The sequence below is a fragment of the Holdemania filiformis DSM 12042 genome, from assembly GCF_000157995.1.
Classification (GTDB): Bacteria; Bacillota_I; Bacilli_A; order Erysipelotrichales; family Erysipelotrichaceae; genus Holdemania; species Holdemania filiformis.
On the sequence record NZ_GG657561.1, the window covers coordinates 20,592 to 34,149 of the forward strand.

Below are 13,558 nucleotides of genomic sequence, written 5' to 3' on the forward strand. Positions count from 1 at the left end.
GTCGTCGATCTGGCGCTGGGCCACATCAAAGCTGTGGAATATGTACTGAAAAACAAGGGTGTGGAAGCAGTCAACCTGGGAACCGGCCACGGCTATTCCGTGCTGCAGGTCAAGGACGCCTTCGCCAAAGCGAGCGGCAAAGAAATTCCGTTCAAGATCATGCCGCGCCGGCCGGGGGATATCGCAACCTGCTACGCTGATACGACCAAGGCGAAGAAACTGCTGGGCTGGAGCGCTCAGTATGGCATTGACGAAATGTGTCAGGATTCCTGGCATTTCCAGCAGCAGAATCCGGACGGCATCACCGAATAACAAGACAGAAGCGAAGAAGCGGTCAAAGCGGCCGCTTTTTTTTGATAATTGGCAGTGAAGTCGATCGGCAGGTCTGAAGGGAGGTCAGAAAAATTGGGGAGGAATAGGGGGGAGCAGCACCTGAGGATCGTCGGTTCATCAGATAGTTTAAGAAATTGAACTTTTCGTTGATGGATAATATCATGTGAAAATGTTATCATGAAGACGGAGGGAAGGAAAATGAAAAAATTGATCATTAGTATTCTGTCTTTATTGATGGCCGTGTCGCTCACAGCGTGTTCGTCAGCCAAGGAAGAAACCTTCGAAGGCTCAGCGCAGGGATACGGCGGAACCGTGACTGCTAAGGTTACGTTCAAAGCCGACAAGATTACCGCGGTTGAAGTTAAGGCGCCGGATGAAACCGAAGGCGTCGGATCCCGGGCAGCCGAAGAACTGCCGGAGAAAATTGTCGCAGCCAACAGCGCGGATGTGGACGTTGTCGCCGGGGCGACGATGACGTCCAAAGCGATCCAGTCGGCCGTGCGCCAGGCGGTAAGCAAGAAAAACGGGGAAAAGGAAACAGCGGTTCATTTAAACGCTGGAACCTATTCCGCAGTTGTCACAGGTCACAATGGTGAAATGACAATTGAAACGACCGTTGATGAAACGTCGATCAAGGAAGTCAGGGTGATCGAGCACACAGAAACGTTTGGCATTGGCTATGGATCCGTGATGACGCCGGTTGAAGTCTTGCCGGAGCGGATCGTAAAACATCAGACAGTCAGCGTTGATAACGTCTCGGCGGCGACTGTGACGTCTTCCGCGATTAAGGCCGGCGTCCGGGACTGTCTCACTCAGGCCGGGGCTGAGGAAACGGCGTTCAGCGAACCGGCACCGATTGCGAATCCGACGGAAAGCGAATATACCGTAGATATCGCGGTCGTCGGCGGGGGAGCTGCGGGACTTACGGCAGCCAATACGGCGCTGGATGAAGGAAAATCAGTGCTCTTGGTTGAAAAAATGGGAATCACCGGGGGATCCACCGTGCAAAGCGGCGGCAATATTTTCGCTGCCGAGACAGCGGCGCAGAAGGCAAACGGCGTGGAAGACAGCGCTGAGGAGCTTTATCAGTTTTTAATGAGCTATGATGAGGACCATCTGTTGAATGAAAAGATGATTCATGACTATGCCTATGGTATCGGCAAGGACTTGGATTATCTGGCCGATAACGGCGTTGCCGTTACCTATGTGACCACCGCCCAGCCGACGCTGACGCCGAACCGCCTGCATTTGACAAGCCCGAAGAATGAAATTGCTTCCGGGATTGGCGGCGGGATTACCGTGCCGCTGACAAAGTCAATGCTGGAAAAGGGCGGAACTTTACTGCTGGAGACTCGCGCAGAAACACTTCTGACGAATGAACAGGGAGAAGTCATCGGCGTTCAGGCGGTGAATCAGGCGGGCGAAACCGTAACGGTGAAAGCCAAAGCGGTGATTCTGACAACAGGCGGCTATGGCTCAAACCCAGAGATGACAGCGCGGTTCGCGACGTTTAATCCAATTTTCAACTCTGCCGCCAGCAGCACCGGCGATGGTCTGACGATGGCCGGCAAGGTCGGCGCACAGATCTTTGAGTCCGACGGCATGCAGCTGCAGTATGTCGACTTCAATACTGGTGAAACCGGCAGTACCGCCTCTGGACTGGTGGTCGACATGAAGGGAAACCGGCTGGCGAACGAACACAGTTATCAATCTGTTTCCGCAGAAGCCTTTAAGCGTGAAAACAATGCGGTGAATTACTATATTACAGCGACGCGGGACGGCGTTTGCGCGGAAAGCTATCCTACTGTCCAGTATGGCGTCACGCTGGAAAATGCGGTCAAAGCATCCAGTCTGGAAGAGCTGGCGGCATTGATCAAAGCTGATCCGAAAACGCTGAAAGCGACCGTTGCACGCTACAACGAGTTATGCGAAAAAGGAACGGACGATGATTTTGGCAAACCTTCCGACTATCTGATTCCAGTCGAAGGCGATACCTACTATGCCTTTGCCCGCTATCCGGTTGCGGCGGCGACTTTCGGAGGGTTGGTTATTGACGAAACCGGGCATGTCCTGAATCAGGAGAATCAGGTAATTTCCGGTCTGTACGCGGCGGGAGAAGTCGCGCTGACCGGCGTGTTTGCCAACGTGTATCCAAGCTGTGGCTTAGCGATTGGCAATTCGATTCACATGGCCCGCAACGCGGCCGCGGCCGCCTGCGGAGAATAACAGAAAACGGCGCTTTGCTTTCGCGCCGTTTTCTTGTTACAATGAAATCATGAATATCAATGAGCTGAAATATTTTATTAAGGTTGCCGATCAGCAAAGTCTGTCCAAGGCAGCCAATGAACTGTATATCTCCTATCAGGGACTATCAAAGTCGCTTAAAAGCTTGGAAACCGAGTTGAATTGTTCGTTGTTTGAGAAGTCGGGCAGCGGATATAAGCTGACGGAATACGGTGAGGAATTGTATCCTACCGCAAAGCTGATCGTCAGCGAATGGGAAACGCTCCAGCTTTCCTTACATCAGATCCAGCGGCGCCGGAATCATTTTTTCCATATCGGCGTCGCGATGGGCGTTGACACGCCGTTTGCCAATTTCCGCAGTCAGCTTGATTTATTTTTGAGAAAACATAACAACGTCGTCATGATCGACGCCTGGGATTCTTATTGTGAGGAAAAGATTGAAAGCGGGGAACTGGATATCGCGATCACGTTCGGACCCGTGAATGATGTGCGTTTTGAGTGCACAGTGCTGCTTCAGGGAACATTGGCAGCTTTAGTCCATCCTGAAAACAGTCTCTGGGAAAGAAAAAGCCTGCGGATCCAGGATTTAGCCGATCAGGAGATCATTACGGTGAACCGTTATTTCCGAAATTACGATATTCTGATGCAAGCCTGTCAAAGCCGCGGGTTTAAGCCACGAATTATACTGAATACCGTAAATTTAACCGCGACGCTGTTAGGCTATCAAGACAGGAAAGCGATCGGGATTTCCAATAATTTGTGTTATCCGATGGAGTCCGTGGGCGCCTACAAGGTGATTCCTGTGCTGGATCAGAATACGACCTGTCAGATTAATCTTCTGATCCATCCCCGGCAGCGCGCAAACAAGGAGATTCAGCAGCTGAAGCAAGAGCTGCTGCAATGTTTTTTCATCAATACCGGCACTGAAACCTAATAAAAGCATTCTGGAAAAGAGCAGGCTTGAAATGAGCAGGATTGTGTAGATAGCCGGGGGAGAAGGGGGCGGATCAGAGCTGTCGCAAAGAACAGCTCGTTTAAAATTTCCGGAGTCAGGACTAAAAATCAAGGTTATTTCAAGCCTGCCAAAGACGACGGTCTATTTGACCGTTTTTACTTTACAAAGAGAGCGATGATTGCCGCAGTAAGCAAGCTTTTATTTTTAATTCAAAAGGGGGAGAGAAAAACAAGGGGCTGAGACAAATAATTTACTAGAGTAAACCTTGTTGCCCGAAGCGGACTATGGTACAATGACACCAGCGGCAAAGGAGGAGTTTTATGCCCCGATACGATCAGTTATTTCAGGAAATTGTCCATACGATCAAAGAAGATTACGCCGGCTTTGCGATGGGCCAGGAGCACCATGATCCGCGGCCCTATGTCCATACCATCGGCACGGCGTTTATGAAAAAAGAACTGGATGCGGATTTGTTCTATCGTCAGGTTAATCAATATCTTGCGGAAACCGACGACCGCAACCTGCGTTTCTCACGTCGTCCTGACGCCGATTACCAACCGTTCACTAACGGCTTTTTTACAAGACGAAGCGGTGAGGTTCTGATCGTCAGCGAAGTACGCGAGGAAGACCAGCTGCGGCCGAAGGATGAGATCATCGCGATCAACGGTCAGCCGCTGCGTTTTTATACGGAAACATTGAAGAAACGAGTGTTTTATTCTGATCAGAATGACCGCCAGATCTGGACGGGCTTTCTGAAAATGGCCGATCAGATCACGGTGCGCCGGAACGGACAGACCTGGGATCTCCCGCTGCGCCACTTTGCCAAGACAGAAATATCAAAAACGAATACGATTATCGTAGATAAAGGGATTGCGGTGTTGAGAATCGAGCGGATTGACGAAACGCTGGAATATCTGGTGGAAGAAAATAAAGCGCTGCTCAGAGAGGCGGACTCGATGATTCTGGATCTCAGACGCTGTGAGGAAGGCTGGGAATCGTCGATGTTCTGCCTGCTTCCCTATGTTTTGGACAAATCCGTCCCGGTGTGCGAGGTCATGGAAGGACAGGGGCTTTTGACCCTGTATACGGAGAAAAACTGCCGCCGCCGGATTGCCCAGCTGAAGACGATGACCGCGGACCCGGATCTGGCTCCCATCGCTTACGAAATGATCGAAGAACTGGAAGCGAAAGCGGGTCTGGGCTGGGTTCTGGAAACGGAAGCGGACTGGGGCGCGGAGGAAGATGCTTTGATTCAGCCGATTCACCCAGAGCGCAGAACAGTGCTGATCACCGATCTGTTTACCGCCGGGGTTGCGGAAGAACTGGCCGATCTCGCCTCCCGTTCACCCCGCTGCACGCTTGTCGGAAGACAAAGCAGCGGCCGCTATCAAACGTGCAATCTGATCTCCGTCGTCTTTGACGATATGTTTCAGCTGGATTATCCGATCAGCCGCCGCAAAGCCTGGGCTGCGGATCAGGCTTCCGGTGTTCGCTGTGATCTTGAAATTGAATGGACACCGCAGGAATGCGATGAAGATCTTCTGATGATAAAAGCGAAGGCGGCTGCCAAGGCTGTGGACAGTTTTTAGTGAATTTAAGCCAGAGCGATAAAGCAGAAAAGCCAGCGGCTGCGGCGGGATTCCCGTTTCACAGCTTCTGGCTTTTTTGTATAAAAAAGACGGCGGAACCGTTCACGGTGTTCCGTCGCCCAGATCTTATTCCTCGCTGATGAACTGACCTGCCAGGCGGCCATGCGTCACCGCCATGCCAATCGAGTTGCCTGCGCATGGAGTGGAGTAGCCTAAACCGTAGCGTCCGCCTAAGCAGTTGCCCGCGGCATACAGCCCTTTGATCTTCTTGCCGCTCATGTCCAGCACGTTCTGGCGTTTATCGGTAACCAGCCCGGACATGGTGACCATCATCGGCGTCGGCTTGTCGTTCTTCTCGCTCTTGACGGCGTAGAACGGAGCTTCGTCGACTGGAATCATGCAGGATGCGTCTTTGCCGTAATCGGTGTCTTTCCCGGCGTAACAAAGCTGGTTGTAGGCTTCGATCGAGGCCAGAAAGGTTTCTTTCGCCGCTCCGGCATAGCCTAAGTAGTCTGCCAGCTCCTCCAGCGTGTCCGCCTTGATGACCGTGGATTCCATGCGTTCAGCAACGGTGCAGCCGCGGATAGTGCCGCCTTCCGGTCCGCTGACCAGCGCATCCATATCGTTGATCAGATCAATGTAATATTGTGGCCGGCCGGCATTCGGTCCGCCATGTTCCAGACCCGAAGCACAAACCGATTTCAGCCATTTCTTATCGGTAACTAAGCACAAGGTGCCTTCCGGCTGACGGGCACAGGCAGTTTGCGCCGCGGAGAGGTTGCCTTCATTGGTAAAGCGCTCACCTTCGCTGTTGAGCCACAGCATCGCGTTGCAGCCCCAAGGACCGCTCGGACCGCCGCCTAAAAGCATGCTTCCGCGCGGCGCCGGTTCGATCATGCCGCCGGCCCAGCAGCCCATCTTGACCGCTTCGCCCTTGCGTCCGCCCATGAAGGAGAAGAAGTCCGGCTGTTCGCCGCCAGCCCGTTCAAAGCGTTCCATGTATTCGTTCAATAAGGCCCAGCACATATCCGCGTTGCCGGCATAATCGCCGCCGCACAGGATCACGCCCTTGGCCGTGTTGAATTGAATATAGCTGCCGTCGCTAACTTTGCCCGCTACGCCAATGATGTCTTTCGCTTCATTTTGCAGCAGGACGACCGCTTCCGTGCCGTAATACCACTCGGCGCCTAACTGCTTTGCCTTGTCGATGCAGGCCTGATTGATCAACGGCAGCACTGAGTTTGCCGCGACGCCCTGGATCGGCTGTTCGTTGTACTGACCCATAAACTGCGCGGTGGCCGCCCAGGTTTTGGTGCCCGGAGTCATCGGGTAATCGTAGCGCAGGCAGTCGTACATGTCGTTGCCGGCCTGAATTTTCTCGTAATCCATGTTGGCCTGCATGATCAGCCAGCCTTCCGGCGTATTATCATAGGTATAGGCCTTCGGATCAACGCCCATTTCCTTGGCGACTTCCAGCATGTGATCGAGGGTTGGACCGGAATTGTGGACGTAAGACTTAACGATCGCCGGGAAGCAGCGTCCGCCGGAACGGGTGACGAATTCGTTGACGACTTCGCCCAGATCATAGGTGCCGAAGCCGATATCCTGCTGAAGCTTGGAGTTGAACGCGCCGATATCTTCGCCATACCAGGTAAACAGGTCTTCCTCCATCCGCTCTAAGACCGCGACTTTCAATCCCGCTTCTGCAGCGGCTAAAGCTGCTTGGACGCCGGCGTGACCGCCGCCGACAACGACGACGTCGACATCGACTTCCTTAGCGTAATCGCTGATGACTGGGGCTTCACCGAGCCAGTCGCCGGGACCGGAGTAGCCGGTGATCCGGCCGGTGGATGCGGACGGTGCGGCCGAGGCATCCGGGGATGCGGTAGGGGTCGTGGATTCCGTGCTGCAGCCGGCTAACAGACCTGCGGCGGCGACGCCAAACGCACTGGCAGCGGCGCCTTTAATGAAATCACGACGGGAAATTCCTTTTTTGTAACTCATAAGTTCTCCTTCCTCCTAATAATTCAATTAGATAAAATATTTACCATAGTAAAATAATTTATCTGTGAATATCTTATCACAATAGTTTATAGGAGTAAATTAGTATTCAAAAGTTTATCCCGGAAGTTTCGACAAAGTTTGACTTTCTGAAGTGATTGCCTGATAATTAATTCGGTGATGATATTATGACGATGAATAAAAATGCCGACCGATCGTTGATTCTCGATTCCATGCCGGTAAAGCAGGCTTTAATCCGCCTGGCTGTTCCTTCCATCCTGGCCTCGATGGTCACAACCATCTATAATATCGCGGATACGTTTTTCATCGGCCAGTTGCACAACACGGCGATGATCGCGGCGACGACGGTCGCGATGCCGATCATGATGCTGACGCACGCGTTCGGCGAGTCGATCGGCGTCAGCGCCGGCAGCTATATTTCGCGGCAGCTGGGGGCGGGCCATCGGGATCAGGTCAGCCGGATTGTTCAGACGACGATGACGCTGGTCGTTTTGATCTCCATCGTGCTGCCCATTTTGTTTATTACTTTCCTAGGTCCGTTGTTGGGCATGTTTGGGGCGGAAGGTGATGTCACGATGTATGCGGCGCAGTATGTGACGATTTTACTGGTCTTTGCGTTTTCGCAGATTATCAAGCTGACAATCGTCCATCTGCTGCGGGCGGAAGGCGACGTGAATTTTCCCATGGCCGCGATCTTTGCCGGGGTGGTGGCGAATCTGATCCTTGATCCGATTTTTATGTTCGACTGGGGCCTGAATTTAGGGATCGCCGGCGCGGCGTGGGCAACGGCTGCGGCCCAGTGTCTGTCGTTGGTCATGTTGTTGGGGAGGTTGTTGTTTAAAGCTGAAGCTGTGCGCTGGAATCCGCGGGTATGGATGCTGGATAAGGCAGCGGTGCAGGAGATTCTGAGCTTGGGGGTGGCGGTGTTTGCCCGGCAGGCGCTGCCGAGCGTCACTTACAGCTGTCTGGCAATGCAGGCCAGCGTGTATGGAACTGATTTTCTGGCGGGGATCGGTATCGCCAAGAAATGTCTGAATTTAGTCATGTTTGCGATCATCGGCTTCGCGCAGGGGTTCCAGCCGTTTGCGGCGTATAATTACGGTGCCGGCAACCGGCCGCGGCTGAAGCAGGCGCTGAAAAGTGCCTTGACATGGGTAACGGTATACGGCTGTTTTGCGGCAGTCTTCTATCTTACGCTGGCGCCGCAGATCGTGCAGATCTTCTCCCGCGAGGCGGCGGTTATCGAAATGGGCCGAATGATGCTTTATGGCTATGCGGTCTCGATGCCGGTCGTCGGAGCTTATAATATCGCGGCGGTGCTGCTGCAGGCGCTGGGAGAGAAGCGTTCGGCGTTCTTTCTGTCGATTGCCCGCCAGGGTTTGTTTTATATTCCGATCATCTGGGTTCTGCCGACGCTGCTGGGCAAGCTGGGCATCTTCATGGCGCAGCCCTGCGCCGATTATCTGACGATCCTGACGGTGATCTTCTTGTGCCGGCATTTATTTGTCGATTTGATGAAAGGTTAATATTGGTAAGGAAAAACAGGTTTTAACGCGCCCCGGTTTATGGTAGAATACCATTAGACTGGGGTAATGTTACTTATGAGAAAAATGAAGAATAAAACGACGATGCTGCTGGCCGGCGGCCTGGCTGTCGTCTTGATTCTCTTTGCCGCAGCGGCAATTTACTTCGGAATGATCGTGAAAGATCGTTCTGGGTCGCAGCTGCCTGAAGAAACGGAAAAGCCGGTGATGGTCGAACAAGGCGGTCAGGAAAAACCGCAGGAAACGCAGGGACTGGACGCCGTCGAGGTCGATCTGGTCAACGCGACGGTCTATCGCTTCGATGAACTGGATTTCCAGTTTGCGATCGCGAAGATCCGGGTGAAGGCGGAAGAACCGATTAATATTTCGCTTGAGCATTTCGCAACGTCCGAAGGCGTCAAGCTGAATGACATCGACAGCTATCTGGATCAGCTGGATAAGAATGGTTTATATATCGGCAAGCAGAATGTCTGGTTTGAATTGGTGTCCAAGGAAAACAGCTATGTCGCCAATATCTTTGTGCCGATCAAGGATAAAACGGCGCAGTCGGCGGCGATTAACGTTGATTTCGGCGATAACGCGCCGATCCAGTTAAATCTGAAAGAAGCGACGGGGACCCGCGAGATGCTGGGGTACGTCGCGGAAGACGTGATCACTGACGGCAAGACATACCAGATGCAGGTCGGCGTCGCTTTCCAGATCGCCAGCGAAGAGATGTATCGAACCTTTGATGATGGCAGCGTGGAGACTGCGGGTCTGCCGTCAACGGCTGAAGTTTATGTGTTCCGGCTGGACGCGGTCAGCCTTTGGGGCGATGAGCTGGTCGTTGAAGACGCGGTTTATCAGGTCGAGGGCAGCGGGAATACATTCCAGGCGCTTTCCTCGAATTTCCATTCAGAAAAATACGATAACATCCTGGGTAAAACGATCAAGGAAAAAGACAGCGGCGTTTTATTCTTCATTACGTATAATCCGGAGAAGGAACCGATCACTTATCAAGGCAAGCTGAAGCTGAAGATCAAGGGACAGGAAAACTGGATTGAAATTACCGTCAGTTTATAACGAAGGGGGAAGACGATGAAACAAATCTGGAAAATGGCCTTGGCTTTGGCAATGGCCGTCACGTTGGTTCAGGGTTATCCCTCGGCTAACGGGAAAATCGATGTGAAAGCGGATGAAACCTATCCGATGGGCTGCGGCAATTTCGAGGTCGCTTATGTTACGGATAATGGTGGTTTCAGCACGATTGGCTGCTACAATGACTTTACGCAGGCCAAAAATGAAATGTACGCGCATGGCAACGACGCCGTCGTCCGGCATAGTTCCAGCAAATCACCGACAAAAATTATTGCGATGACCTCAGGCGTAGCGGCCAGCTATTCTTACCGGCGCGGGTATGCCGACGGCAGCTCGCGGCGAGCCTACGCGACGATGGATATTACACAGTATCAGTCGACGACAACTAATGAAAAGATAACTTATGTCACCAGTCACCGTGAAATGATCTATAAAGGAACTTATTCTTACAATACGGGCAATGGTTCCGGCCAGATCGCCGTGAATCTGACTGGTTTTGACGGGTATACCAATCTGGACCAGGTCGATCTGATTCCGACGAAATTCCTGACCAACAACATGCGGATTTTGTTAGGCGGCAACAACGACGGCAGTCCGTGGGAATCACCGTTCTGGGTGCGGCCGCGGCAAAGCTATTATGAGGTTGTGCAAAACGGGAATTATAAAGAACTGATCTATCACTGCTGGTCGTATTGGGCCAAGTCGGATACGCCGCAGGATTATTCGCAGACAATTGGACCGGCTGAAAGCTGGATGAACGTCGGCGCAGTTTATTACACCAATGATATGCATGCTTTGTATACGGACCGGTATTTCCAGAATCCGGTGATGGTTGAAGGCAGTCCGGCGAAGTATTATAACTATTACGAATTTCTGCCGCTGCGCAGCCGCACGAAATTCAACGGCGATCAGCTGAACGGCTTTTTGAATAGCCGCGGTTATAACGAAGTGGCTTATGATTATGACCATCTTCAGAGCAATCAATCCAAGATGGTGAATTCCGGCTGGTTCTTTGTCAACGCGCAGGAAACTTACGGTGTCAATGCGCTTTTGGCCTTCTGTATGGGGCTTTTGGAATCCGGCTGGGGCCGTTCTTCCATTGCGATCAATAAAAACAATCTGTTCGGCTGGAACGCTGTGGATTCCAATCCAAGCGGCAGCGCTGATAAATATGACAACATTGAATCCGCGGTCACGCAGCACATGGCGGTGAATCTGCGCGGGTATCTGGATATTAACGACGCCCGATTCTTCGGCTCTCATTTGGGCAATAAGGGCAGCGGGTTTAACGTCAAATACGCGTCTGACCCATATTGGGGATTAAAGATTGCGGCACTGGCTTATCAGGTCGATAAATATGTTTCCGGCAACAATGGTTCGCTGACGGATTACGGCACCTATTCGCTGGGGGTTATCAATCAATACGACGCCGCGGTTAAGCGTTATGCCGACGCCAATTCACAGACGCTGTATACAACGCGCTATGGCGCAACCTATCAGAATGATTTCACTGTAATTCTGCAGTCGGAGAGCAATGGCTGGACTGGTTTCCCGACGACTAACGGCGTTCGTTCGGATGGAGCGCTGGTCCCGCATAAGGGCAACGGTTATGAAGCTTATAACTGGCAGAACAGCGTTGGTTATCTGCAAAGTTCAAAGATTTCCAAGCTGTCCGCGGGAATCTTTGACAACAGTCAGATCGGTAAAGTGCCGACCGGGGATGCAGTCCAAAAAGTAGCTGCAATGGCGTGGAAAGACAATCTGATCGCTGTGAACGGTCAGGCCTACCGTCCGGGGATTTACGTCACAGATTCCAATAAAGTGACGCAGAAGCTGGTCGTTTATAACCAGTATTACGATACAAAAGAATTTGAGTTGACAAGTACCGTCTCTGAGAAGGAACAGGTCAGCTTTAAAACGGAGGCGCTGGACTTCACGACCCTGGCGGAAGGCAGTTACTTCTTTGAAATCTGTACGGAATACAGCGAGCTGAGCGATTACAACAACAGTTTCTACATCGGCGCGCTGGAAACACTGCCGGAAACGAAGAAAGTCGGCAATAAGACCTTCAGCTTCAGCGTGAAAGATAATGTCCTGTTCATGTCGGTGAAGTTGAGCGGCAGCGAAGAGGGCGGCGATTCAGGCGATCATCTTAAGAGTACCGTGCGCCAGGCACTGTCCAAATTTGAATATGCAGATGAGCATACGCTGCTTATCGAAGGCACAGCGTTTATCAATGGATATGACTTCAAGGAGGATTCCGAGGTTTCACATCAATTGCTTCTGACGAATCTGGAAACCAATGAAGTTACAACGATTGAAGCGGTCACGTCGCTGGCGCCAAATCCGATCAATTTATATGATGGATTTACTTACAGTAAGATCAATTTCAGCGCTTCTGTCGATCTGGCGGCGTTGACGCCGGGCAGCTATTCAGTTAAAATCCAAATCCGCAACGGCGATGTGAAAATGTACGCGAATCTGACCAGCTTTGATTCCAATTTCCTGCCGGAAATGAAGACGTTGGGTGAATATCGTGTGCAGATCGTGCAAAATCAGCTGTATAACTATCGATATGAGATCAACATTGAAAAATCTGATCTGGATTACTCGCTGATTAACAAACCAACAAAACGTAATTCGGCGTTTGACTACACGAAGCTTTCGCTGGAAGGCGGCCGTCTGAATCTCAACGGTATGGCTTGGATTTACAACGCACAGTTCAAAGCAGAAACGCAAGCTTCCCATGCCTTGATCGCCGTCGATGAAAATGGCGTGTCTTATCCATTGGAAGCGCAAAATCAGGCTTGCTCGGTTGACTATGCGGAGATGCTGGGATCGAAATTCAGTATGAAGAATGCCTGCTTTACCAGTGCTGCGGATTTAAGTCAGCTGCCGGAAGGAGATTACCGGCTATATTTGGATATCAGTGCGGAAGGATACCGGGATATTTATGAAATGACGGATATTTACTCACGAGCGATTGAAACAGTTACTGTGGACGATCGCAGTTATGCCTTGTTCATTTCTCCGGTTCGCTATCGGATGGTGCTGAGCATCACACAGAATGGGCCGAACACTGACGGCGGTGACGATAAAGGCGATACACCGCCAGCGAATGCCGTGCAGGCATCCGAGCTGCCGGTTGAAGATCAGCCGGTCGAAGTTCCGCGGCCAAGTTCGCTGGTTGTTCCAACCCCGAGTGCTACACCGGGCGGGGAAAACAACGAAGACGAAACACCTGCTGAATAAATAAAAAAATGCAGAAACAGAGCAAAATCTGAAACTGCATTTTTTTATTATGAGAAGTCGTATGATATCGATAGCGCATATCTCCAGGGCTTTTTCTGTCTTTTGCAAAGGAATAATCGCTTATTCCCGTGTCTTGATTTTATGATAATGGTAACGGTTGGACAACAAGGCGACGGCCCCGAAGGTTACTGTACCGATACCGGTTAAAGAATAACCTAGAATCAATTGAGTTACTCCGCCTACAAGAAGACCTACACTGGCGATTCCGCCGATCGTCGTTCCGATTTTATCCGCGGCCGGGGAAGGGGTACGCAGCGCTTTTGATTTCTCGATCAGAGTTTGAGTCATTGCGGATGTTTTCGCAGATGCTTTTTGTGTTCGCGCCACGGCGGCCTGCGTCAGATCGGTTGGCGAGGGGATAGAATTTTTGACAGTGACCGATGATTTTTCTTGATTCATAAATACCTCCTGATTTTTTGTTTTTAAACGGTCGTTCTTGGATTGGATTGAAGCGGAGAAGATTGATTTTAAGATATAAAACC

General features: G+C 51.5%; 9 protein-coding genes. 7 read left to right on the plus strand and 2 right to left on the minus strand.

Annotated elements, in window-relative coordinates:
* The 4 genes from HOLDEFILI_RS12785 to HOLDEFILI_RS12800 all read left to right on the plus strand — a co-directional run.
* Window positions 1-312: GDP-mannose 4,6-dehydratase (locus HOLDEFILI_RS12785; RefSeq protein ID WP_006060168.1), on the plus strand; the 312-nt coding region annotated here is incomplete at its 5' end.
* Window positions 313-531: 219 nt separating this feature from the next.
* Window positions 532-2,559: an FAD-dependent oxidoreductase gene (locus HOLDEFILI_RS12790; protein WP_050766988.1), complete on the plus strand. Its 2,028-nt coding sequence runs from the start codon at window positions 532-534 to the stop codon at window positions 2,557-2,559.
* 49 nt (window positions 2,560-2,608) lie between these two features.
* Window positions 2,609-3,511: a LysR family transcriptional regulator gene (locus HOLDEFILI_RS12795; protein WP_006060171.1), complete on the plus strand. Its 903-nt coding sequence runs from the start codon at window positions 2,609-2,611 to the stop codon at window positions 3,509-3,511.
* 341 nt (window positions 3,512-3,852) lie between these two features.
* Window positions 3,853-5,121: a S41 family peptidase gene (locus HOLDEFILI_RS12800; RefSeq protein WP_006060172.1), complete on the plus strand. Its 1,269-nt coding sequence runs from the start codon at window positions 3,853-3,855 to the stop codon at window positions 5,119-5,121.
* Between the two features lie 126 nt (window positions 5,122-5,247).
* On the opposite strand, the gene HOLDEFILI_RS12805 is transcribed toward HOLDEFILI_RS12800, so the two are convergent.
* The gene (locus tag HOLDEFILI_RS12805; protein WP_006060174.1) at window positions 5,248-7,125 is read right to left on the minus strand and encodes an FAD-binding protein; all 1,878 of its coding nucleotides are present in this window, start codon (window positions 7,123-7,125) and stop codon (window positions 5,248-5,250) included.
* Window positions 7,126-7,310: 185 nt separating this feature from the next.
* On the opposite strand from HOLDEFILI_RS12805, the gene HOLDEFILI_RS12810 reads away from it, so the two are divergent.
* From HOLDEFILI_RS12810 to HOLDEFILI_RS12820, 3 genes are all read left to right on the plus strand, one after another.
* A complete protein-coding gene (locus HOLDEFILI_RS12810) occupies window positions 7,311-8,669 on the plus strand; it encodes an MATE family efflux transporter (protein ID WP_006060175.1) in 1,359 nt (452 codons plus the stop codon).
* A gap of 75 nt (window positions 8,670-8,744) precedes the next feature.
* On the plus strand, window positions 8,745-9,749 hold the full coding sequence (locus HOLDEFILI_RS12815; protein ID WP_156788942.1) for a hypothetical protein: 1,005 nt from the start codon (window positions 8,745-8,747) through the stop codon (window positions 9,747-9,749).
* A 15-nt stretch (window positions 9,750-9,764) separates the two neighbouring features.
* The gene (locus HOLDEFILI_RS12820) at window positions 9,765-13,016 is read left to right on the plus strand and encodes a glucosaminidase domain-containing protein (protein ID WP_006060177.1); all 3,252 of its coding nucleotides are present in this window, start codon (window positions 9,765-9,767) and stop codon (window positions 13,014-13,016) included.
* Between the two features lie 120 nt (window positions 13,017-13,136).
* Here HOLDEFILI_RS12820 and HOLDEFILI_RS12825 read toward each other — a convergent pair whose 3' ends face one another.
* Window positions 13,137-13,475 (minus strand): hypothetical protein, encoded by a 339-nt coding sequence (locus HOLDEFILI_RS12825; protein ID WP_006060178.1) that lies wholly within the window; start codon window positions 13,473-13,475, stop codon window positions 13,137-13,139.
* Window positions 13,476-13,558 lie beyond the last annotated feature (83 nt).